The 20,951-nt window shown below is 59.5% G+C and carries 23 protein-coding genes, 1 rRNA gene and 1 pseudogene; 13 read left to right on the top strand and 12 right to left on the bottom strand.

Translation table 11 applies throughout. The annotated features are described in order from the left end of the window. The 9 genes and pseudogenes from ABD654_RS06355 to fliR all read left to right on the top strand — a co-directional run. Window positions 1-493, top strand: a pseudogene (locus ABD654_RS06355) (RNA-guided endonuclease IscB); the annotation flags it as partial. A gap of 72 nt (window positions 494-565) precedes the next feature. Beyond that, a complete protein-coding gene (locus tag ABD654_RS06350) occupies window positions 566-1,897 on the top strand; it encodes a flagellar hook-length control protein FliK (protein WP_344703390.1) in 1,332 nt (443 codons plus the stop codon). Between the two features lie 148 nt (window positions 1,898-2,045). After that, window positions 2,046-2,522 (top strand): flagellar basal body-associated protein FliL, encoded by a 477-nt coding sequence (gene fliL, locus ABD654_RS06345; protein WP_344703388.1) that lies wholly within the window; start codon window positions 2,046-2,048, stop codon window positions 2,520-2,522. Window positions 2,523-2,543: 21 nt separating this feature from the next. Further along, a complete protein-coding gene (fliM, locus tag ABD654_RS06340; RefSeq protein WP_344703386.1) occupies window positions 2,544-3,602 on the top strand; it encodes a flagellar motor switch protein FliM in 1,059 nt (352 codons plus the stop codon). Then, on the top strand, window positions 3,599-4,219 hold the full coding sequence (gene fliN, locus ABD654_RS06335; RefSeq protein WP_344703384.1) for a flagellar motor switch protein FliN: 621 nt from the start codon (window positions 3,599-3,601) through the stop codon (window positions 4,217-4,219). The genes fliM and fliN overlap by 4 nt, the downstream gene beginning before the upstream one ends. Then, window positions 4,216-4,656, top strand: a complete 441-nt coding sequence (gene fliO, locus ABD654_RS06330) for a flagellar biosynthetic protein FliO (RefSeq protein ID WP_344703382.1) — start codon at window positions 4,216-4,218, stop codon at window positions 4,654-4,656. Before fliN ends, fliO begins: the two co-directional genes overlap by 4 nt. Beyond that, window positions 4,653-5,450, top strand: coding sequence for a flagellar type III secretion system pore protein FliP (gene fliP, locus ABD654_RS06325; RefSeq protein ID WP_344703380.1), 798 nt, complete (start codon window positions 4,653-4,655; stop codon window positions 5,448-5,450). Before fliO ends, fliP begins: the two co-directional genes overlap by 4 nt. 33 nt (window positions 5,451-5,483) lie before the next feature. Next, window positions 5,484-5,753, top strand: a complete 270-nt coding sequence (gene fliQ / locus ABD654_RS06320) for a flagellar biosynthesis protein FliQ (RefSeq protein WP_344703378.1) — start codon at window positions 5,484-5,486, stop codon at window positions 5,751-5,753. A 3-nt stretch (window positions 5,754-5,756) separates the two neighbouring features. Continuing rightward, the gene (fliR, locus tag ABD654_RS06315; RefSeq protein ID WP_344703376.1) at window positions 5,757-6,548 is read left to right on the top strand and encodes a flagellar biosynthetic protein FliR; all 792 of its coding nucleotides are present in this window, start codon (window positions 5,757-5,759) and stop codon (window positions 6,546-6,548) included. A gap of 58 nt (window positions 6,549-6,606) precedes the next feature. Here the strand turns inward: fliR and flgL are convergent, their stop codons facing one another. From flgL to flgB, 11 genes are all read right to left on the bottom strand, one after another. Then, on the bottom strand, window positions 6,607-7,869 hold the full coding sequence (flgL, locus tag ABD654_RS06310; protein WP_344703374.1) for a flagellar hook-associated protein FlgL: 1,263 nt from the start codon (window positions 7,867-7,869) through the stop codon (window positions 6,607-6,609). An 18-nt stretch (window positions 7,870-7,887) separates the two neighbouring features. After that, complete coding sequence (flgK, locus tag ABD654_RS06305) at window positions 7,888-10,617, bottom strand: flagellar hook-associated protein FlgK (protein WP_344703372.1); 2,730 nt, start codon at window positions 10,615-10,617, stop codon at window positions 7,888-7,890. A 95-nt stretch (window positions 10,618-10,712) separates the two neighbouring features. After that, window positions 10,713-11,738: a flagellar assembly peptidoglycan hydrolase FlgJ gene (gene flgJ / locus ABD654_RS06300; protein ID WP_344703370.1), complete on the bottom strand. Its 1,026-nt coding sequence runs from the start codon at window positions 11,736-11,738 to the stop codon at window positions 10,713-10,715. Beyond that, complete coding sequence (locus ABD654_RS06295; protein WP_344703368.1) at window positions 11,738-12,811, bottom strand: flagellar basal body P-ring protein FlgI; 1,074 nt, start codon at window positions 12,809-12,811, stop codon at window positions 11,738-11,740. The genes flgJ and ABD654_RS06295 overlap by 1 nt, the downstream gene beginning before the upstream one ends. Window positions 12,812-12,921: 110 nt before the next feature. Continuing rightward, window positions 12,922-13,554, bottom strand: a complete 633-nt coding sequence (locus ABD654_RS06290; RefSeq protein WP_344703366.1) for a flagellar basal body L-ring protein FlgH — start codon at window positions 13,552-13,554, stop codon at window positions 12,922-12,924. An 81-nt stretch (window positions 13,555-13,635) separates the two neighbouring features. Beyond that, window positions 13,636-14,418, bottom strand: coding sequence for a flagellar basal-body rod protein FlgG (gene flgG / locus ABD654_RS06285; protein ID WP_344703365.1), 783 nt, complete (start codon window positions 14,416-14,418; stop codon window positions 13,636-13,638). A 26-nt stretch (window positions 14,419-14,444) separates the two neighbouring features. After that, window positions 14,445-15,203 carry a flagellar basal body rod protein FlgF gene (locus tag ABD654_RS06280; RefSeq protein WP_344703363.1) on the bottom strand — a complete coding sequence of 253 codons (759 nt, stop codon included), beginning with the start codon at window positions 15,201-15,203 and terminating at the stop codon, window positions 14,445-14,447. Window positions 15,204-15,230: 27 nt separating this feature from the next. Continuing rightward, a complete protein-coding gene (flgE, locus tag ABD654_RS06275; RefSeq protein WP_344703360.1) occupies window positions 15,231-16,514 on the bottom strand; it encodes a flagellar hook protein FlgE in 1,284 nt (427 codons plus the stop codon). 63 nt (window positions 16,515-16,577) lie between these two features. Further along, window positions 16,578-17,270, bottom strand: coding sequence for a flagellar hook assembly protein FlgD (locus tag ABD654_RS06270; RefSeq protein ID WP_344703358.1), 693 nt, complete (start codon window positions 17,268-17,270; stop codon window positions 16,578-16,580). 3 nt (window positions 17,271-17,273) lie between these two features. Then, window positions 17,274-17,684, bottom strand: coding sequence for a flagellar basal body rod protein FlgC (gene flgC, locus ABD654_RS06265; protein ID WP_344703392.1), 411 nt, complete (start codon window positions 17,682-17,684; stop codon window positions 17,274-17,276). Window positions 17,685-17,705: 21 nt separating this feature from the next. Further along, window positions 17,706-18,122 (bottom strand): flagellar basal body rod protein FlgB, encoded by a 417-nt coding sequence (gene flgB, locus ABD654_RS06260; RefSeq protein WP_344703356.1) that lies wholly within the window; start codon window positions 18,120-18,122, stop codon window positions 17,706-17,708. A gap of 314 nt (window positions 18,123-18,436) precedes the next feature. Here flgB and flgA point away from each other — a divergent pair, with 314 nt between their 5' ends. The 4 genes from flgA to ABD654_RS06240 all read left to right on the top strand — a co-directional run bounded on the left by flgA (window position 18,437) and on the right by ABD654_RS06240 (window position 20,766). Then, window positions 18,437-19,078, top strand: a complete 642-nt coding sequence (gene flgA, locus ABD654_RS06255) for a flagellar basal body P-ring formation chaperone FlgA (protein ID WP_344703354.1) — start codon at window positions 18,437-18,439, stop codon at window positions 19,076-19,078. Window positions 19,079-19,166: 88 nt separating this feature from the next. After that, window positions 19,167-19,433: a flagellar biosynthesis anti-sigma factor FlgM gene (gene flgM / locus ABD654_RS06250; protein ID WP_344703352.1), complete on the top strand. Its 267-nt coding sequence runs from the start codon at window positions 19,167-19,169 to the stop codon at window positions 19,431-19,433. A 36-nt stretch (window positions 19,434-19,469) separates the two neighbouring features. After that, entirely contained in the window at window positions 19,470-19,919 is a 450-nt protein-coding gene (locus ABD654_RS06245) for a flagella synthesis protein FlgN (protein WP_344703350.1), read from the top strand. Between the two features lie 97 nt (window positions 19,920-20,016). Continuing rightward, the gene (locus ABD654_RS06240) at window positions 20,017-20,766 is read left to right on the top strand and encodes an SDR family NAD(P)-dependent oxidoreductase (protein ID WP_344703348.1); all 750 of its coding nucleotides are present in this window, start codon (window positions 20,017-20,019) and stop codon (window positions 20,764-20,766) included. A gap of 104 nt (window positions 20,767-20,870) precedes the next feature. On the opposite strand, the gene rrf is transcribed toward ABD654_RS06240, so the two are convergent. Further along, window positions 20,871-20,951 (bottom strand): 5S ribosomal RNA (rrf, locus tag ABD654_RS12190); the annotation flags it as partial.

The following is a 20,951-nucleotide window of genomic DNA, read 5'->3' as shown; positions in this document are numbered from 1 at the left end:
GTTTAATGCCCTCAAGGCCACCGGCTTGCCGGTGACGGTCGGCACGGGTGGCCGTACCAAATACAACCGCCAGCGCCTCGGTATTCCCAAAACTCACGCCCTGGATGCCGCTTGCGTCGGTCCAATGGACGCCCTGCACCAATGGCAAGTGCCAACGCTGACGATCAAGGCCACCGGGCGCGGCAGCTATCAGCGTACTCGGCTGACCCGGCACGGTTTCCCTCGAGGCTACCTGATGCGACAAAAACAGGTACACGGTTTTCAGACCGGCGACATGGTGAAAGCCATCATCCCCGCCGGCAGGAAAGCCGGCACGCATACGGGCCGTGTAGCCGTCCGCAAAACCGGCCGCTTCAACATCCAAAGCCAGCAAGAGGCAGTGCAAGGCATTTCGTACCAATACTGCACCCTGATTCAGCGCGGTGATGGCTACGGCTACCACCTCACACCATCCATCAACTACAAGGGAGGAGCGGGACAGGCGGTAGCGTAATCCCGGTCGTGCTGCGCACGACGCGCTATTCCTCCCGGCACTCGAAGTACCGGGTATCCCGCGCAAGTTCTGATGAACCTTCACGCTTTGCTCGCCAACACTGCATCGCAGGGGCAGCCCGAAACGGGCGCACGCCGCTCCGCAGAAGGCACACAGGCCGGCAGCTTTTCCCGGGCGCTGGGCCAGGCAACGGCGTCCGGTGCCGGCCACCTTGAGCGCTCGCGTCCGGCTGCCGACCCGGGCAACGCCGCTAGCGCCCAGCGCATTGATCGCCAGCTGGAAGCGCTGGGGCTCAGCAAAGCCCAGCGGCAAAGCAGCGAAATACAGGCGCTGATGGAACACATTCGTCAACACCCTGAAATGGCCCAGGCGCTGCAGACGCTTGCCGACACGCTCAGCCCCGGCACGCCCCAGGCCGCGCCGGCCTTGTCCGGCAACACACCCGAGCTCAACGATATTGCACAGCGGCTGGATCTGCTGGCCGAATTCAGCCCGTCAGCCGGCAGCGATAGCCAGGCAGCGCAATGGCGCGAGGCGCTGGACGATCTGCTGCAGAGCGAGGGCGACGGCTCGCCGGCAGCACCGCTGGCCGGGCTGCTGGCCGCCATGACCCAAACCGCCGGCGGCAGCGATAAAGCGCTGCCGACGCAGAGCAGCGGCCTGTCCGTGGACGCGCTGCTGGCCCAGGGCAACAGCCAGCCCCGGCAGGCAGGCGACGCCGCAGCCCTCGCCGGTCGTCCCGCAGAAACCGCTGCCCTCGCCAGCGCACTTGCAAGCGCCAGCCAGACAAGCCAGGACGGCGCGATCAGCGTTTCTGCCTCGCCCCTGAACGGCACGGCGCTACGCGCGGCCTTGACCACCGCCAGCGATGCCGCCGGCCATGCCTCGCCCCAGGCGCTCACCGGTGCACTGGCGTCCGCCGGTGGCAATAGCGCCGCCGGCATGGCCGGCGCACCGGCTCAGGCAAGCGTGGCCGCACCGCTGGGAAGCCCCGCCTGGCCCCAGCAGCTAGGCCAACAGCTGGCCCAGTTCAGCCGGCGCGGCGGCGAACAGCAGGTGCAGCTGCAAATACATCCGGCCGAGCTGGGGCCGCTTTCCGTCTCGCTGAAAGTCAGCGAGCACGGCGGCACCCAGGCGCATTTCCTCTCCTCGCACGCCCAGGTGCGCCAGGTGGTTGAACAGGCCATTCCCCAGCTGCGCGAAGCGCTGGCCGAACAGGGCATTGCCCTGGGCAACACCTCGGTGGGCGAACAGACATCCGGGGACGAACCGGCTTTCGCCAACGGCGGGCAGCCCGGTACGGCCGCCGGCAGCGGCGCTGATGCCGAAGGAGCGGAGAGCCTTGAGCCGGCGACCCGCGCACAAACGCTAGCCGTTGACGGCCGCGTTGACCTTTATGCTTGATACCTGAACGTGAAAAGCGTTGCTGCTTTATACAAGCCGGCATACGAAACGCAAAGATGGGCTCCCAAGGCGGGCCTGTTCCTTTCATCAAGCGCGAAGATCTGGGGCATAATGTCCGGTTCGCGCACGACATAGACAGGAAATACATATGGCAGAAGCAAGCGGCGGTTCCAAAAAACTGCTCTGGATCATGGTGATTTTGGTGGTGCTCTCGTCGCTCGGGGCAGCCGCTGCCATCTACATGGTCATGAGCAAAGGCGGCGATGCCGACGCCAGCGCGGCCGCACAGGAGGTCGCCGAGCCAAAATCACCGATTTTTCAGAAGATCGAGCCGTTTACCGTTAATCTGGCCGGTGATCGCAGCGGTTCTCGCCTGCTGTATACCGGCATTACCCTACGCGTAGGCGACGAGCAGAGCAAAAAGCTGCTTGCCGATCACATGCCACAGGTACGCAGCCGCCTGCTGCTGCTGCTGTCGGACAAGCAGGCCAGCGAGCTTTCCACGCCCCAGGGCAAGGAAAAACTGTCTGCCGCCATTATCGACCGGCTGAGCCAGCCGCTTACCGAAAACCAGCCTCCCCTGGATCTTCGCGAAGTGCTGTTCACCGAGTTTATCGTGCAATAATCCCGCCCATCCGGAGCCATCATGTCGCAGGACGATTTACTGTCCCAGGAAGAAATTGATGCCCTGCTGAAAGGGGTCAGCGGTGACGATGAGCCGGCGACACCATCGGCTCAGCAGGATAGCGAACCCTCACGCATACGCCCTTACGACCCGTCGACCCAGCACCGCGTCATTCGCGAACGCCTGCATGCACTGGACTTCATCAACGAGCGGTTTGCACGTTATTTCCGTACCGGGCTTTTCAATCTTATTCGGCGCAGCGCCGACATTACCGTGGAGTCGGTGCGCTATCAGAGCTTCAGCGACTTCTCGCGTAACGTGCCGGTGCCGACCAACCTCAACCTCGTGGCCTTGAAACCGCTACGCGGCTCAGCGCTGGTGGTATTTCCCCCCAGCCTGGTGTTCATGGTGGTGGACAACCTGTTCGGCGGCGACGGACGCTTTGTCACCAAGTCAGACGGTCGCGATTTCACCAACACCGAGCAGCGCATCATTCAGCGCATGCTCAACCTGGCCATTGAGGCCTATCAGCAGGCCTGGAAAGTCGTGTACCCGCTGGATATCAGCTTTCTGCGCTCTGAAGTGCAGTCCAAGTTTGCCAACATCACCAACTCGCCCAACGAAATCGTGGTGAACACCAAGTTCAACCTGGAAGTGGGTAACCTTTCCAGCAGCTTTCAGATCTGTATACCCTACGCCATGATCGAGCCGCTGCGTGATCTGCTGGCCAACCCGATCAACGACAGCAACCACGACCAGGACGGCTCATGGAATCGGCGCATGGCCGCCGAGCTGCGCCATTCCGAAATCGAGCTGGTGGCCGAGTTCGCCCACATTGCCAGCCACATCGGCCAGGTCATGGGGCTCAAACAGGGCGATGTGCTACCCGTCGACATTCCCGACACCGTAACGGCCCACGTTAACGGTGTGCCGGTCATGGAATGCCAGTTTGGCAGCCAGAACCAGCAGCGCGCCCTGCGCGTACAGAAAATGTTTGATCACGCCGCCATGAACAACATATCGCCCAGCGACTTCACCGCCAAGTCGACGCGACAGAAAGCCAAGGAATCCAACGCATGACTGATCCCAATAAGCCGGATGATCAGACGCCCTCTGATGAGCCGTCCGCGACGCAAAGCCACAATGCTAGCGACCCGCAGAGCGTGTCCGACGACGACTGGGCGGCAGCCATGTCCGAACAGGGCGTAAGCGAAAACGACGCTGCCGATGCGGCGTTTGACCAGGCCGGCGCGGCACCGGACAGCGGCGAGGAAGCCGACCCCTGGGCCGCTGCCATGGCCGAGCAGCAGGCTGCGGAACAACAAGAGCCGGCAGAGGACGATTCCACAGCCCAGCAAGCGCCGCAGCCCCAGGCGCGGGAAGCCAGCAGCGACGTGTTTCCGCCCCTGGGCGGTGAACAGACCAGCGATACCTCGCGGGATCTGGAAATGATCATGGACATTCCGGTCAAGCTGACCGTCGAGCTGGGGCGCACCCGGCTGACGATCAAGCAGCTGCTGGAGCTGGCACAGGGATCGGTGGTGGAGCTGGACGGCCTGGCCGGCGAGCCCATGGATATCCTGATCAACGGCTATCTCATCGCACAGGGCGAGGTGGTCGTGATCGAAGACAAGTACGGCATTCGCATCACCGAAATCATTACGCCTTCCGAACGTATTCATAAGCTCAACCGATGAACGCTGATACCGCCTCAAGCAGCGCCGCGGATGCCGTCGGCAGCAGCGAGACGCTGCTGGGCATGGCCGCCCTGGGCAAGACGGCGGCAGCGCTGGGGCTGGTCATTGCCATCATCCTGGTGTGCACCGTGCTGCTCAAGCGCTGGCAAAAGCGCTATCAGCCACACAGCACTCGCCTTCAGGTCGTCGGCAGCGCTGCGGTGGGCAGCCGCGAACGCGTGGTGATCGTCGAGCTTAACGACACCTGGCTGGTGCTTGGCGTAGGCAGCGGGCGCGTCAACAAGCTTCACGAGTGCCCGGCACCGCCGCGCCAGCCTGACGCAGCACCCGATGCGCCCTCGGCTTCGGGGTTCGCTGCGCACTTTGCCCATGCCCTGCACAAGTCGAATCCACACCAGACGCCTCCCACTCGCTCAACCCGCAAACGTTCGCTATGAACCACAGGTACAGGCGGTCAACTCGTCTCTCGCGCTGCTGCCCGACACTCGGCGGCATCCTGCTCTGCTTGCTGCTACTTGCCGGTTTTACGCTGTCAGGCACGGCGCTGGCCCAGTCCATCCCCGGCGTAGTGACCCAGCCGCTGGAAGACGGCGGGCAAAAATGGTCGCTGTCGCTGCAGACGCTGCTGTTTTTAAGCTCGCTGGCGTTTCTGCCTGCCCTGCTGCTGATGATGACCAGCTTCACCCGCATCATTATCGTGCTGAGCCTTCTACGTACCGCCATGGGCACCCAGGCCACGCCGCCCAACCAGGTGCTGCTCGGTATTGCCCTGTTTTTGACTTTTTTCATCATGTCGCCGGTGCTCGATCAGGTCTACACCACCGCTTGGGTACCGCTGACCGAAGACAATATCGGGCTGGAAGAGTTTTTGCGGCTGGCTCAGGCGCCGTTTCGAGAATTCATGCTGGCGCAAACGCGGGAGCCGGATATTTCTCTGTTTGTGCGCCTGGCCGATATCGGCCCGCTGCAGGGCCCGGAAGAGCTGCCCATGCGCGTGCTGCTGCCGTCTTTTGTCACCAGCGAGCTCAAAACGGCGTTCCAGATCGGCTTTACCATCTTTATTCCGTTTTTGATCATTGATCTGGTCGTCGCCAGTACGCTGATGGCGCTGGGTATGATGATGGTGCCGCCCATCACAATTTCGCTGCCGTTCAAGCTGATGCTGTTTGTGCTGGTAGACGGCTGGCAGCTGATTATCGGCTCCATGGCGGAAAGCTTCTATATCATTTAGCGCCGCCGCTTCACCGCTCGAGGAGGGCTTGCCATGACCCCGGAAATGGTAATGAGCATCGCCTATCAGGGCATGCGCGTCACGCTGTTTCTTGCCGGCCCCATTTTGCTGGCAGCGCTTTTGACGGGGCTTTTGATCAGCCTTTTTCAAGCCGCCACCCAGATCAACGAAATGACCCTGACGTTTATCCCCAAGATTCTCGCCGTTTTTGCGGTGCTGGTTATTGCCGGGCCCTGGCTGATCGGGCTGATCACGGATTTCACCCACCGGCTATTCACCAATATTCCCTCCATGGTGATGTAGCCAGTGGTCGAGGTCACCTTCGCTCAGCTTCAGGGCTGGCTGGTCGCGTTTTTCTGGCCGTTTGTGCGCATTACCGCTTTTATGGCCGTCTCCCCGCTATGGGGGCATTCCAGCGTGCCCAACCGGGTCAAGGTGGGGCTGGCAGCGCTGGTGTGCGTGGCCGTTGCGCCTTTTTTACCGCCCATGCCGGACGTAGCACTGATGTCCTGGACCAGTATCGGCATCATCATCGAGCAAATTCTGATCGGCCTGGCCATTGGCCTGGTCATGCACATCATTTTTGCCGTGGTCCAGGCCTCGGGCGAGTTTATCGGCCTGCAGATGGGGCTGGCTTTTGCCAGCTTTTACGATGCCGCCAGCGGTACCAACATCATGGTGCTGTCGCGCATTCTGTACATGGTAACGCTGCTGATGTTTCTGGCCCTCAACGGCCATCTAATGGTGCTGGAAACGCTGGTCATGAGCTTTCAAACCCTGCCTATCGGCGTGGATACGCTCAACGCCAACGCCTTTGAGCTGCTGGCGCGCTACGCCGGCACCATTTTTGCTTCGGGTATGCTGCTGGCCCTGCCGCTGGTCGGCTCGCTTTTGATCATCAACTTCGCGCTGGGTATTCTCAACCGCTCGGCCCCTCAGCTAACGGTGTTCAACATTGGCTTTCCCACCTCGCTCACCGTTGGGCTTACGCTGATGATGGTGCTGATGACCGATCTGGGGCGCTTTCTTGAGCGGTTATTCCACCAGGGGCTGAATTTTATGCAGGGCCTGATCGAGCTGATGGCCCAGGTGAGCTGAACTCGCCCCGGCCACTACGCCAAGGCCCGTTCCAGGGCCCGTGCGTGCGCCAGGCGGGCTAGCGCAGATAGTCAAACAGCGAGCTGCTCTTGATATTGGCAAACGCCTGCTGCGAGGCCTGCATGCCGACCTGGCGCAGGCTGTACTCGGAGATGGTATCGACGTAGTCAAGATCGACCAGATCCGATAGCGTCTGCTTGTAGTTCTGCATGCGATTGGCGCCGACGCCGTCCACCACGTCCAGCTCGTTGAGCCGTGCCCCGGCCGAAGCGCGAACGGTCAGCACGTTATCCAGCGTATTGTCCAGATTACGCATGGCCGCGTTGACCGTATTGCGAAAATCCGCCTTGGCCTGCGGACTGTCGTTGGGCGCCTCCAGCACGCGAATGGTCTCTTCCATGGTGCTGAACAGATCCGCTGAATGCTCGCTGCCGCCCGCCTTCTGTACAGCGACGGTATCGCCGCTGGCAGGCTCGCCTTCAAGCGTGATATTCAAACCGCCAAAGGAGACGGTCTGGCCGTCTTCACCGCCGCCCGTGTATTTTGTATCCACTACCGGGTTGCTCGACGTGTCATCCAAGTTATTGACAATAACATTCATATCACCGCTGTTATCATCGAACTTGATTTCAAAATTATCGCCGTAGCCGTCAGCATTAACGTCTGCCGTATTCGGCCCGGTAAACGTCACGTTGCCCTTGTTGCCGGTGCCTGCATCAGCATCAATCGGCGGCGTCTGGGCAATGTAGCCCGCACCGCTGGGCACGCTTTGGAAAATATCCTCGCCGTTGGAGGTCACCGGCATCAGCCGGGAGGCATCGATGCGCTGCTCGCGATTGTTGCTGTCGCCTGCGTACTGCACCTGCCCATCGGCATCCTTGACGAAAGGCGGTTTGTTATCGGCATAGCCGCCAAACAGATAGCGGCCGTTGCCGTCAGTGGCATTGGCCTGGCCGATCATGGTCTCGTAGATGCCGCGCATTTCGCTGGCGATGGACTCGCGATCAACGTCGCTTAGCGTGTCGCTTGAGGCCTGCACCAGCAGGGTCTTGGCACTGGTCACCGCATCGCTGACGCTGTTGAGCACGCTTTCCGTCTGGGACAGCGCGTTGCGCGCCGACACCCGGGCGTCAGCATACTGCTGAGTCACCGCTTGGGACTGATCCACGCCCACGGCGCGAGAAGCGGCCTGCGGATCATCGGACGGATTGACCACCCGGCGGCCGCTGGCCATCTGCTCATTGACTTTCATGAACTCCGCCTGCTGCCGGTTAATCGACGCAGCGCTTTGCTCAAACATCGTGACAGAACTGATACGCATAGCGTGAACTCCCGATTATCAGCGCAGGTTGAGAATAGTATCCATCACCGAAGACGCCGTATCGATAACTTTGGCATTGGCCTGATAGAACTGCTGATACTTCACCAGGTTGGCGGCTTCTTCATCAAAGTTGACGCCGGACTCCGACTGCTGAACCGCTTCCAGCTGATCGGTCAGCCCCTGGCGGGCCTCGAGGTTCACCTGGGTAATATTGGTGCGGTTGCCCACATCGCTGACCATCGCACCGTACGCGCCGCTCAGCGTCGCACTGCCGGCGACGAGATCCTCGCTTTGCAGATCCTGCAGCGCCAGCGCATTGCGGTTGTCGCCGGGGCCGGTGGTGCCGGTGCGCCCGGTAAAGGTCACCCCGCTGGTGCCGCCGGTGGGCAGCTGGTCCACGGTAAAGCTGAGCACGGTTTTGCCGGTGGCGTCGTCTTTAATGGTGAGGCGTTCGCCGGGAGCCAGGGTGTCGGCACCGCCGCTGTTTACCGAGAGTACGTTGTCAATCTCGCTGCCGTCTTCCTTATAGACGCTGAACACGCCTTCGGGCGGCGGATTGCTTGGCACCGAGCCGGCATCTGGCGAGACGAAAAGGTTGTTGTCGCTGTCCGCGCCGAAAAAGCCCAGGCTCAGCGAACCGTCGTCGGCGGCTTTTACCGCAAAACTGGGCGGACGGTAGTCGCTGTCCATGTCCTGGAAGGCCGGAGCGACCTCAATATCACTGACTTCCAGCTGGCCTTGTACCTGGCCGATGGGGCCGCTATCGCCGTTCACGCCGCCGGTCCCTGGCGTGCCGGGCATATCGTCCCAAGTGGCCTTGATGTCAAATCTACCGTTACCTGAGACTAGCAAAAATAGAGGCTCTTTTACTTCATCAATATTGACTCTCTCTTCTCGATAGTTCGTGTCTGTACTTAGATCGTTAGGGGAAGTGTCAAATCTGTTGCCATCTCCTGTATAGGTGAAATTCATGTCTGCATAATTTGATGTTGCAGGATCTGAGAGGTCTGCGGAGTACTTATCCTTTCGGTTTAGAAGGTGGCTGCTATCGTACTTTGTTCCTTCATCAAAACCGTTAATGAGGGTAAATATATTTTCTTCTACATCGTTTGCTGATTTGATAATAATTCCATCAGCATTATTTTTCCAAGTATAGTCTGTTTCTTTACCTTCCCAAACCGAGGGATCAGCATCCGTTCCTTCCACTGGCGTGCCTATTAGATGCTTGCCGTCTCGGGTAAAGAGCTGGATATCGTCGTCCGCTCCGCGATCGTATAGATGAATGGTGACATTTTTTGCTCCCGTAGGAATAAATGCGAAGGGCTCAAGACCTGATTCAACTCCTTTCTTTATTTCGCCGCTTGTCAGCTCTTCATTGATGACTCCGGTTTCACCCAGCCGGTCTTCGCTTTGCCCTTGAAAATCTACCTGATCGTAGGGCATGGGCTGCACCGGCCCCAGGGCGGCAGCAATCTTGTCCAGATCGCCGATGGCGGTTTCCATGCCTGCACCGGCTCGGCGCACGGGCTGCACTTCAAACGTATCATCGGCCGCGGGCGTACCGGAGAATGTCATTTCAACACCGCCAAAGGACAGCGTATTGGTACCACTATCCCACTCGGAATCTACTTCAGCGCCGTTATCATTACGAGTCACAACAGGGCTACCGCTTTCCATCGTCACGGTGTAATCAGTGGCACGCAGCTGGTCGATATTGCCGTTATCAAAACGAATTGCGTCAACGTTGGCCGTATTGTTTGAACCGCTATACGCTTGGGGCTCGCGGACGTTAAAGAAGTTTTCCCCCTGATTGCCGTCAAGATCCACGCCCATCCTGTGCTGCTCGTTGAACGTCATTGACAGCGATACCGCCAGCTGGCCAATCTGGTTTTGGGTCTTGTCCAGCGTCTCTGAGCGAAACGACATCAGCCCACCGAGTGAGCCGCCTTGCACGGTATCTTCTTCCAGCTCGACGAGATTACCGCCGCCGTCACGATAGCCGACAACGGTACGCTGGGGATCGGCGTCAGATTGCATAGCTTCAAGCTTAAAGGAATCGGTGCCGGTGACCAGCGGCTGGCCGTTGGGCAGGCTGACGTTATAGGTCTTGCCGTCTTGGACGTTCAGGCGCAGGTCCATTCGCTCGTTGAGCTCGGAAACCAGCCGGTCACGCTGATTCAGCAGGCTGTTGGGCGCTTCCCCGGTGCGCGCGCGGGCCAGTGAAATCTCGCGATTGGCATGGGCAATCTGCTTGGTGGCGTTGTTGATCTGGGTGACTTCGTCTTCTATCTGGCCGTTGATATTGCCCTGCATATCCTGCAGATAGCCGTCGAAGGAGCGAAACTGGGCGCTCATGGTGTCCGCTGAACCCAGCACACCCTGCCGGGCGGCCGGGTCAGACGGGGCGCTGGCAAGATCTTCCAGTGAGGAGAAGAATCCTTGCATAAGCGGGGCCAGCCCTGCCTCCCGATCCGCCAGCAGGTTGTCGATTTGTGATACCTGAGACGCGTAGGTTTCCAGCGCGCTGGACTCGCTTTTGGCGCTGTTGAGCTGGGTTGCCACGTATTGGTTGAACTGGCGCTCGATATCGTTAACGCGCACGCCGCCGCTGCCCACCGAGCCTTCGCCCAGCTGGGTAATTTCGCGATTATAGCCCGGCGTGAACACGTTGCTGATGTTGTTGCTGGTAGTTTGCAGGGCATTTTGCGCGGCGTTGAGACCGCTTAACCCGGTAGAAAACATGCTCATGATGTCAATCCTTTAAGCCGATGCCACCGTTATCGGCAAGTTACGGCCAAACTTGAACGCTTTACGACACGGTTAGCGCAAAACGCCGGGGTGGCTTAGCGTGCCTGCGCCAGCCTGCCGGCATCGCCGGGGAGCGGCCCCAGGGTATCCATCACCGCTACCAGTTTGGCGGCATAGCCCGGGTCGGTGGCATAGCCGCCTTCCTGCAGCGCCAGCGCCGCGCGCCGGGCATCCGGGGCGTTAACTACGCCGGCATAGCGGGGGTTGTTGCCGATAAGGCCAGCGTAGTCGGTAAAAGCGTGCTCGAAGGAGTCATATACGCGAAACGTATCTACCTTCTGAACGCGGCGACCGTCGATATATTCGTGGGTAGTGACCGCAGTCGTATCGCCCTGCCAGCTAGTGCCCGCCTTGATGCCGAACAGGTTGTGGCTATTGCGCCCGCTGGAGGTGGTTATCTCGTGGCGGCCCCAGCCGGTTTCCAGCGCTGCCTGGGCTAAAATCAGCTTCGCCGGCACTCCGGTGGCATCACTGGCGGCCTGTGCCGGCCGGTCTAACGCCTGCATAAACTGCTGTACGTGATCACCGGCTGGCGCCCCACTTTTCGCTGCAGCCGTTTGCCTCGCATCAGGCGTTTGACGCACTGCATCCAGCGCTTGCCAAAACCCTTCGCCTGCGGGCGAAGCGGGGCGTAAACGCGCCTGCGTACTATCCGCCGGCGATGAATCGCTCAGCTCGCGCGGCGTCCCTCGCGGAATACCGGCAATCAGCGATGAGGTATCAGCCGGGAGTTGGCTATCCGCACTGCCGGGCAGCGCGCCCTGGCGTTCCAGCTGGGCGACCAGCGCATCGGCCAAGCCGACGCCGCGGTCCGCCACTACCTGCGACCACTGCTTATCCATCATTGACTGGTACATGTCCAGCGCCTGGCTATTGACCAGACCGGATTCGGGAATCGCATCGCGCATGCTTTTCACCATCATCTGCACGAAAAGCGCCTCGAACTGCTGAGCTGCACCCTTCACGCCCTCCTTGGGGTCAGTACGCGCGGTGTGCTGCATGCGCTGAAACCCTTTCACGTCCAGCGCAAACTGATCGGCCATATTTCGGGTCACGGCCATTAGATTACCTCCAGCTCGGCACGCAGAGAGCCCGCGCTTTTAAGCGCTTCCAGTATGCTCATCAGATCCGTAGGGGTCGCACCCAGCGCGTTCAACGCATTAACCACGTCGTTGAGCTGGGCCCCTTCCACCGTCTGCAGATAGGCCTCTTGCTGCTCGATATCGATATCCGTGTCGGGAACAACGGCGGTTTCCCCTTCGCCCAGCGGATTCGGCTGGCTGACGCCGAACTGGGTATCGATCATGATGGACAGATTGCCGTGCGCTACTGCTGCCTTGCGCAGCGTCACGGCATTGTTCATCACCACTGAGCCGGTGCGGGAGTTGACGACCACCCGGGCCGGCGCCTCGGTGGGGGTGACGCGCACGTTTTCCACCCGCGCCATGAAGTTGACCCGGGCGTTATCGCTTGCCGGGCCGTCCAGGGCAATCACGCCGCCGTTACGGGCGTAGGCTACACCGCGGCCAAATTCACTGTTGATCGCCGTCACCATGCGCTGTGCGGTGCCGAAGTCTGCCTGGTTGAGCTGCAGCTCAAGCGTACCGCCGTTGGCTCCGAGGTTAAGCGGCACTTCTTTTTCCACCAGCGCCCCGCCGGGAATACGCCCGGCGGCCTGATGGTTGATCTGAACACTGCTGCCGCCGGCCTGAGCACCGGCGCCGCCTACCAGCATGTTGCCTTGGGCGAGCGCATAGGTATCGCCGTTGGCCCCTTTCAGCGGCGTCATCAGCAGCGTACCGCCACGCAGGCTGTCAGCGTTGGCAATGGAAGATACCACCACGTCCAGCCGCTGCCCCGGGCGGGAAAAGGGTGGCAAGTCCGCCGTCACCATAACAGCGGCAACGTTACGCAGCTGCAGGTTGGTGCCTTCCGGCACGCTGACCCCCAGCTGGGAGAGCATGTTGGTCAAACTCTGGCTGGTAAACGGTGCCTGAGTGGTTTGGTCACCGCTGCCGTCCAGGCCGACCACCAGGCCGTAGCCGGTCAGCTGGTTATCGCGCACCCCGGCAAACCCCGCCAGCTCGCGAATCCGCTCGGCATGGGCCGGTAGTGCCAGGGCCGTACATGCCATTGCCAGCGCCAACAGCGGCAGAAACCGCCGGCGCCACGCGCGGCTCAGTCGTTTTAGGTCAGGTTGCATTGCTTGCCCGTCTGTTCGTCTACCGCTTGCGCCGATCCGCGTTAGAAAGGCGATACGTTGAGGAAAAAGCGCTGCAGCCAGCCCATGTGCTGCGCTTCGTTGATATAGCCATCGCCGACGTATTCAATGCGCGCATCGGCCACCTTAGTGGAAGGCACCGTGTTCTGCGCGGTCACTGTGCGCGGGTTCACCACCCCGGAAAAGCGAATAAATTCGGTGCCCTGGTTAATGGCGATCTGCTTTTCGCCGCGTACACGCAGGTTGCCGTTGTTCAACACTTCAAGCACAGACACAGTGATGGTGCCGGTAAAGGTATTGTTGGCACGTGAGCCGCCACCGCCGGTGAAGTCGCTTTCCCCGGAAATGTCAAAGCCGTATTCGGCCAGCCGATCCAAAACGTCGGGCAGCTGATCAAGCTCCAGGCTAGCGCTGCCGCTGCGATCGGCATTGGACTGTGAATTCTTGCTCGCGCTGACTTCTTCATCCAGCACAATGGTGAGGATATCGCCGGCGGCCCGCGGACGACGATCTTCAAACAGCGGCTGATATCCCTGCCGCACCTGATAGATAGAGCCGTTGGCTACCGGCGGCGGCCGATCCACCACTGCAATACGCTCCTGTTCGCCCACCACCGAGGCATGGGGTATCTGGGCACAGCCGCCCAGCACAAGCATGGTGAAAACGAGCAGGCCAAGCAGCCAACGTGGCCGGTAACACCGTCGGGGCAGGATGAGAAAAACCCGTGACATATGGCGTTACAGCTGGCTCAAGCGCGCCAGCATTTCATCGCTTGTGGTAATCGCCTTGCTGTTGATTTCATAGGCGCGCTGCGTCTGAATCATGCTGACCATCTCTTCCACGACGCTGACGTTGGAAGTCTCCACGTAGCCCTGCATCAGCGTGCCGGTACCGTTGACGCCCGGCGGATTCTGGTTGGGCGCACCGGATGAGCCGGTCTCCAGATACAGGTTGCCGCCGATACTCTCAAGGCCGGTCGGGTTGTTAAACGAGGTCAGGTTAATCTGGCCAACTTCATTATCTACCGGATTACCCGGCTCGCGCACGCTAACGATGCCCTCTTCGCCGATGGAAACCGATAGCGCATTGGCCGGAATAAAAATCGCCGGCTCCAGCGGATAGCCGTTGGCGTTGACCATCTGGCCGTTCTCATTGAGCTGAAAGCTGCCGTCGCGCGTATAGGCGGTGGTGCCGTCGGGCATGAGCACCTGAAAAAACCCCTTGCCCTCAATGGCCATATCCCGGGAGTTTTCGGTCTGCTCAAGCCCGCCCTGGGTGTGCAGGCGCTCGGTGGCTACCGGGCGCACCCCGGTGCCCACCTGCATGCCCGAAGGCAGCCGATCCTGCATGTTGTTCTGCGCGCCGGGCTGGCGCATATTCTGATACAGCAGGTCTTCAAACACCGGGCGCGAGCGCTTGAAGCCGTTGGTGCTGACGTTGGCCAGGTTGTTGGAAATGACGTCAAGCTTGGTCTGCTGCGCTTCAAGCCCGGTCTTGGCCGTCCACAGTGATTTGATCATATACGATTCCTTTACATTAAGGCCGATCAGCCCTGCATCGAAAGCACGGCGTTGGCCCGCTGGGCGTTCTCGTCTGCGGTGCTGATCACCTTCATTTGCATGTCGTAGCGTCGGGCAACGTCGATCATGGACACCATGGCGTCCACGGCGCTGACGTTGCTGCCTTCCAGCGTGCCGCTGACCAGGGTCGCTTCGTCATCGGCCGCCAGAACGCCCGGAACGCCTTCGGCGTTTTCCGGCGCGCGAAACAGGCCGTCATCGCCGCGGTTAAGCTCACCGGGCGCCGGCGTCACCAGTTTGATGCGCCCCACGTCAACCAGCGCTTCCGGCCCTGAGCCTCTGGGAATAGCGCTCAGCGTGCCGTCAGAGCCCATAAACACTTCCGATCCCTGGGGCACGTTGATCGGGCCGGCATCGCCGAGGACCGGCCGGCCAACGCTAAGCAAAATGCCGTCGGCGTCAATCTGCAGGTCTCCTCGACGCGTATAGGTTTCGCTGCCGTCTTCGGCCTGCACCGCCATCCAGGCATCACCTTTCATGGCTACGTCCAGCGTGCGCCCCGTGCGTTCAAGGGGCCCTTGGGAGTAATCGGTCGCCGGCGTGGTGGTCACCGCAGACGTGCGGGTAGGCAGGCGGCCCTCGCCCATTACCGGCACCGAGCGTACGGCATCCAGCTGGGCGCGAAACCCGGTGGTCGAGACGTTGGCGAGATTGTTGCTCACCACCGATTGCTGATCCATGCTGTGTTTGGCACCGCTCATGGCGGTATAAAGCATCCGATCCACGCTTGACTCCTCGAAACTACAGCAGCGTTAGAGGTTGATAATCGTCTGCAGCAGCTCGTCCTGCGTGCTGATGGTGTTGGAGTTGGCCTGATAGGCGCGCTGGGAGACGATCATGTCCACCAGCTCCTGGGCCATATCGACGTTGGACGTTTCCACCGCACCGGGCTCAATCAGCCCGCGCTGGCCGCTGCCGGGTACGCCCACCAGCTCCTGGCCGGACGCGCCGGTGGCAGACCAGAGGTTATCCCCTTCAGGCTTCAGGCCTTCCGGGTTGCGAAAGTCCGCCAGGGCAATTTGACCTGCCGCGCGCGACTCCTCGTTGGAGTAGTTACGCATGATGGTGCCATCATCCTGAATGGTGGTGCCTACCAATGAGCCGGATGTGTAGCCGTTCTGACTAATATCGTTGACGGTGGAGCCATTGGCATATTGGCTGGTACCGGCAAAGTCCACTTCAATCTGCTGAGACGTGAGCGTATCGCCGAACTCACTAGTAGCAGTATTCCCATCCGGATCTATCACCGCCTGCGGACTGTCTAGGTCAATGGCAAAAGGTTCAAAGTCGGGATTTAGACGGCCGTCGGTAGTGAAATCAAAGTCTTGACCGTCAGCAATATCAGAAAACGCATAGGTCGGCGCACCTTCAGGCCCACCCGACATCCGCGCATCCACTCGCCACTTGTTGGGGTCAGTTTTGGTAAAATACGTCGTCAGATTGCGCGCACTGCCTTGGGAGTCGTAAACCGTGGCGTTGGTCGAAAAGGAATATTCGCTAGGGTCCAAGCCATTAGCAATATCTTGCGCCGTAAATGTTGGCTTTAACTTCCCTTCTCCCGCATCGAGATTGAGCGATATATCTAGGCCTGTCGTCGCGCTGGCTTCGAGACCACTCGAATCAACGGTAAGTGCTTCGACATCTCCGCCGGGCTGCACTTCGCCGTTGGCATCCGCGCTGTAACCCATGATTTTTGCACCCTGGGCGTTCACCAGGTTACCGTCAGCGGTCAGCGTCAGCTGGCCGTTGCGCGAGTAGCCGACTTCACCGCTGGGCTGCTGAAAACGGAAAAAACCATCGCCGGCAATCGCCAAGTCCATATTACGGCCGGACGATTCGATATTGCCCTGATTGAAGTTTTGCAACGTGGTGGAAACTTTCGTTCCCAGACCAATACGCGACTGAGCGAACACGTCGGCAAACTGCACCTCAGAGCTTTTAAAGCCCACGGTTTGCGAGTTGGCGATGTTGTTGCCGATGGCACCAAGTTTTTCCCGCTGCGCGTTAAGGCCGCTGAGTGCCTGTGAAAAGCTCATGCTTGTTTCCCCTGAAAATAGCTCAAACCAAAATCGTACCGGCCTGTACCGGCGACGCGGCGTTTAGAGAATCTGTTTGATGTCGTTCATGGCGACCTGGCCGTAGACGCCGCCCAGATCAAGGCGCACATCCTCGTTGGCGGTGGCCGGCGTCACGCCCTGCACCAGGGCATAGTTCAGCGCCGTTGACGGCATTTCTTCACCGTCAGCGTTGAAGGCGTTCAACGAAACGTTGTAGGCACCGTCCGGTGCTGCCTCCTTGCCGTCGGTCTGGCCGTCCCAGCTAAAGGATTCCACGCCCGCTTTGACATTTTTGATCTCTCGGGTGGCAACGACTTCACCGCTTTGGTTGGTCAAAGTGACTTCAACCCGGCTGGCCGGACTTTCCAGCTCGATACCGAACGGCGTCGTATGGGTCTTCCCTTCTTCACCCGTGCTCACCTTGACGTTATTACCGGGTACCAGCACAGCATTGCCGATCAACCCCGAGGCCTGGAGCATCTGTGAGGCATCTACTTGCTGGGTAATGCCGTTGAGCGTGTCGTTGAGCTGCTCGATGCCGCTGACGGTATTGATCTGGGCAAGCTGTGCGGTCATGTCCTTGTTTTTCATCGGATCCATGGGATCCTGGTTTTGCAGCTGAGTAATCAGCATGGTCAGAAAGCTTTCCCGCAGCTCGCCCGACTGGCCCTGGTTAAGCTTCGGACCGCCGCTTTGCGTATTAACGTTGTTGAGAACACTCGGATCGATATTCATGGTTTACCCTTGGCCGAGACGCAGCGTTTGCATCAGCATTTGCTTGCTGGTGTTGAACACTTCCACGTTGGCCTGATAGGAACGTGAAGCAGAGATCATATTGACCATTTCCTGGGCGGGCTCAACGTTGGGCTTGGCAACATAGCCTTCCTCGTCTGCCGCCGGATGATTGGGCATGTACTCCATGCGCAACGGCGAGGTATCTTCGACGACTTCCGTAACCTTGACCCCGCCCACCTGGTAGCGGTTGTTTTGCGCCTGCGTCTCAAACATCACCTGCTTGGCGCGGTAGGTCTCACCGTCAGGGCCGGCTACGCTGTCAGCGTTGGCCATGTTGCTGGCGGTTACGTTCATTCGCTGCGACTGTGCGCTCATCGCCGAGCCGGCAATATCAAACGCGGAAAACATTGCGATCTCCCTGTGTCTTCAAACGGCTTATTCCGGCTGCATGGCCTTTTTGAGCCCCTGGATGCGGCTGTTGATCATGGATAGCCCCACCCGATAATTAACGGCGTTATCGGCAAACGCCGAGCGTTCACGGTCCATATCCACCGTATTGCCATCAAGGCTTGGCTGATCAGGAATGCGATAGAGTAAACGGCTCTGCTGCGCACCGCCCCAGGCCTGCCCTTGCCCGGGCAGGTGGCGCTCTGAGGTCCGCGCAAGCGACAGGCCGCCCTGGCTGGCAGATTCGCCGGCTTTTTTCAGCTCGCTGGCAAAGTCAATATCCCGCGCCTTGTAGTTCGGGGTATCGGCATTGGCAATATTGGCGGCCAATACGTCGTGGCGCGCCTTGCGCAGCGACAGCGCCTGCTGCTGGAAGGTAAAGGCAGACTCAAGCTGATCAATCATCCCGGTGCTCTCGAAAAATAAAACGGAATTTGCTGATGCTCTACCATACTCTCTGCTCTGTCACGCCAAAGCATCAAACAGGCATTTCCTGGACCATTATTTCAGGCGATGCTTCCCCGTGCGTTTTCTTATACTAGCGACTACTGCTGCCCCGGCACGTTCAAACCAAGCCCAACACGCTCTACGAACTGGCATCCACTATGCTTCCATCCTTGTTCGCCCGGCTGCCTCCGAAAGCCGCACGCCGGCGCCGTATCCTCTCATATTTAACGGGATACGGTCTTGCGGCATTCACCGTGCTCGCGGCATCCGCTGTGTTAGCAGCGTCCACGGCATCGGCCAGCAGCGACGCGCTGATGCAGGATATACAGCAGTTTCTCCATCAGCGCGCTCGCACGCTGGGCGACGACATCATGATTGAAGTGCGCCCTCCGTCTCCTCATCTGCCTGCCTGCGTAAACCCTGAACCGTTCCTTCCTGATGCCGACAGGTCGCCTCTAGGCCGGGTTACCGTGGGTGTACGCTGTGGCTCGCAGCATCGCCAAGTACGCTACGTGCAGGCAAAAGTGGATGTTATCGGTCAATACGTCGTTGCAGCTGAGGACATATCACGCGGCACTCGTCTCACAAAAGGGCTGGTCCGCAAACAGTCCGGCAATCTCGGCGATCTTTCCTCACGCACGCTCATCACCGTGGAGGAGGTTGTGGGTAAAGAGGCGCGTCGTCCAATTCGCCGCGGCAGCAGCTTTCAACAGCAGGACGTTCGCGCTCCGCTACTGATCAGGCGCGGCGATGCCGTCACGGTTATGGCCCAGGGCAAAGGGTTTCGCGTCACCCGAGAAGGCAAGGCCATGGAAGACGGCAGTCAAGGGGAGACCATTCGCGTGCGCCTGGCACGACGCGAAATCCTCAATGCCCGCGTAGTCGGTGAGGGCCGGCTGGCCATTGGTTTTTGAATTTGGCACTAAAGTTTTCACCCGCTTAGCCGATACGCTGAGATAGCTGGCGCCCCGGCGCCATGACCGTTAACGGGAGGCACACAGCGTGAAAATCAGCCATATCAACATACCGCCCAGCCCCGGCCAGGCCCCGCAGCGCGGTGAGCCTCAAAAGGCCCAGCGAGAGGCATCCGCAGCCTCTCAGCCGCCGTCGTCGGGCGTGTCTCATATTCGACAGCAGCACGTTGATACGACACAAGACATCGATACGCTTAGAGTCGAAGAAATACGTTCGGCCATCCGCGATGGAAAACTCGAAATACACGCCGAGCGCATTGCCGAAGGACTCATCAACAGCCTTGACACGCAATAACCGCAGGGCACACAGACTACGACAGGAGATGGATCCATGAGCCTTGCTCGTCTGCTTTCCGATCAGCAAACACGTTTGGATAAGCTGATCGCCCTGATGGAACACGAACGGAGCCTTTTGACACAGGGCCACATTGACGGTAGCCGTCTGGCCCGTATTGCCGAGGATAAACAAACGCTGCTCGCCGAGCTTGAGAGCATGGAAACGCTGCGGCACAGCGTACAAAAGCGGCTCGGCTATCCGGATAGCCCCGACGGCGCTCGGCAATCGGCAACGGATGCCGGCTGCGCTCGCAGCTGGCAGGCGCTGCTGGAAAAAAGCGAGCGCGTCGCACGCATGAACGAGCAGGTCGGTCAGATGGTTTCGCTGCGCATGACACACAACCAGCGTATGCTCGATTATATACACCGGCTTGCCGAGAAAACGCTCTACACGCCTGACGGCCGCAATAGTGCTCAGTCAGGAAGAATCAGCGCCTCAGCCTGACGCTTTCAGCATAGCCTGAAACCGCACTAAACTGGACAGATGCTAAACAAAGAGCTTCAATAATAACGGAAATGTAGCGTTTTTATTAAGGAACAGCATGTTTAGCCACCTACCTGACGCCTATACCGCGGTGGTCACCGGTACCAGCGGCGGTATCGGAAACGCCATAGCCAAAGCCCTGCTCGCGTCTCCCCAGCTGGGTAGGCTCATTGCAGTCAGCCGCTCTACCACGCCTTCTTTGGATCATCACGATGCGCGCGTGACGACGCTCGCTTTGGATGTGACGCAACAAAATGATCGCAAGGCGTTACGAGAGCACCTTGACGGTCAACCTGTGCACCTGCTGTTCAATGCGATTGGCACGCTACACGATGAGTCTCTTGATATACATCCGGAAAAGCGCCTGGAGCAGCTTAGTGCCGATGCGCTGGCTCATTTGATGCACGTGAACGCCTCAACGCCTATATTGCTTCTGGCAGCACTCAAGCCTTCTCTTAAGGGAAAACATCCTGCAATTTTTGCGAGCCTGTCAGCGCGCGTCGGCTCCATCAGTGATAACGGCTTTGGCGGCTGGTATAGCTACCGGGCCAGTAAAGCCGCACACAACATGCTGATGAAAACGGCATCCATTGAACTGGCCCGCCTGAACAAGGCATCTATTGTGCTATGTTTGCACCCCGGCACGACCAATACGCCGCTTTCCGAGCCGTTCCAAACCCGGGTGCCGCCAGGCAAGCTGTTCTCACCGGCGTTTGTGGCGCAGTGCCTGATTGACGTTATGGCAGCGCGCACCCCGGAAGATACCGGCAGTTTCTGGGACTGGGATGGCAAGCCGATCGAGTGGTGACACGCCCGGACAGAATCAGGCAGAAAACTTTACACAAATTCTGCACACAAACCTTACGCGCACACAAAAAACCCGGCGCTTGGCCGGGTTTTCTGCGTATTGATGCCTGACGATGTCCTACTCTCGCATGGGGAGGCCCCACACTACCATCGGCGCTGAACGGTTTCACTGCTGAGTTCGGCAAG

The sequence above is a fragment of the Halomonas cibimaris genome, assembly GCF_039537045.1.
Classification (GTDB): domain Bacteria; phylum Pseudomonadota; class Gammaproteobacteria; order Pseudomonadales; family Halomonadaceae; genus Vreelandella; species Vreelandella cibimaris.
This window is presented reverse-complemented; position numbering and strand designations above follow the sequence as displayed.

What these genes read in the sequence shown, in the direction of transcription:
- ABD654_RS06350 (WP_344703390.1), top strand. Translation starts at nt 566, where the DNA reads ATGAACCTTCACGCTTTGCTCGCCAACACTGCATCGCAGGGGCAGCCC.
- fliL (WP_344703388.1), top strand. Translation starts at nt 2,046, where the DNA reads ATGGCAGAAGCAAGCGGCGGTTCCAAAAAACTGCTCTGGATCATGGTG.
- fliM (WP_344703386.1), top strand. Translation starts at nt 2,544, where the DNA reads ATGTCGCAGGACGATTTACTGTCCCAGGAAGAAATTGATGCCCTGCTG.
- fliN (WP_344703384.1), top strand. Translation starts at nt 3,599, where the DNA reads ATGACTGATCCCAATAAGCCGGATGATCAGACGCCCTCTGATGAGCCG.
- fliO (WP_344703382.1), top strand. Translation starts at nt 4,216, where the DNA reads ATGAACGCTGATACCGCCTCAAGCAGCGCCGCGGATGCCGTCGGCAGC.
- fliP (WP_344703380.1), top strand. Translation starts at nt 4,653, where the DNA reads ATGAACCACAGGTACAGGCGGTCAACTCGTCTCTCGCGCTGCTGCCCG.
- fliQ (WP_344703378.1), top strand. Translation starts at nt 5,484, where the DNA reads ATGACCCCGGAAATGGTAATGAGCATCGCCTATCAGGGCATGCGCGTC.
- flgL (WP_344703374.1), bottom strand. Translation starts at nt 7,869, where the DNA reads ATGCGTATCAGTTCTGTCACGATGTTTGAGCAAAGCGCTGCGTCGATT.
- flgK (WP_344703372.1), bottom strand. Translation starts at nt 10,617, where the DNA reads ATGAGCATGTTTTCTACCGGGTTAAGCGGTCTCAACGCCGCGCAAAAT.
- flgJ (WP_344703370.1), bottom strand. Translation starts at nt 11,738, where the DNA reads ATGGCCGTGACCCGAAATATGGCCGATCAGTTTGCGCTGGACGTGAAA.
- ABD654_RS06295 (WP_344703368.1), bottom strand. Translation starts at nt 12,811, where the DNA reads ATGGCATGTACGGCCCTGGCACTACCGGCCCATGCCGAGCGGATTCGC.
- ABD654_RS06290 (WP_344703366.1), bottom strand. Translation starts at nt 13,554, where the DNA reads ATGCTTGTGCTGGGCGGCTGTGCCCAGATACCCCATGCCTCGGTGGTG.
- flgG (WP_344703365.1), bottom strand. Translation starts at nt 14,418, where the DNA reads ATGATCAAATCACTGTGGACGGCCAAGACCGGGCTTGAAGCGCAGCAG.
- flgE (WP_344703360.1), bottom strand. Translation starts at nt 16,514, where the DNA reads ATGAGCTTTTCACAGGCACTCAGCGGCCTTAACGCGCAGCGGGAAAAA.
- ABD654_RS06270 (WP_344703358.1), bottom strand. Translation starts at nt 17,270, where the DNA reads ATGAATATCGATCCGAGTGTTCTCAACAACGTTAATACGCAAAGCGGC.
- flgB (WP_344703356.1), bottom strand. Translation starts at nt 18,122, where the DNA reads ATGATTGATCAGCTTGAGTCTGCCTTTACCTTCCAGCAGCAGGCGCTG.
- ABD654_RS06245 (WP_344703350.1), top strand. Translation starts at nt 19,470, where the DNA reads ATGAGCCTTGCTCGTCTGCTTTCCGATCAGCAAACACGTTTGGATAAG.
- ABD654_RS06240 (WP_344703348.1), top strand. Translation starts at nt 20,017, where the DNA reads ATGTTTAGCCACCTACCTGACGCCTATACCGCGGTGGTCACCGGTACC.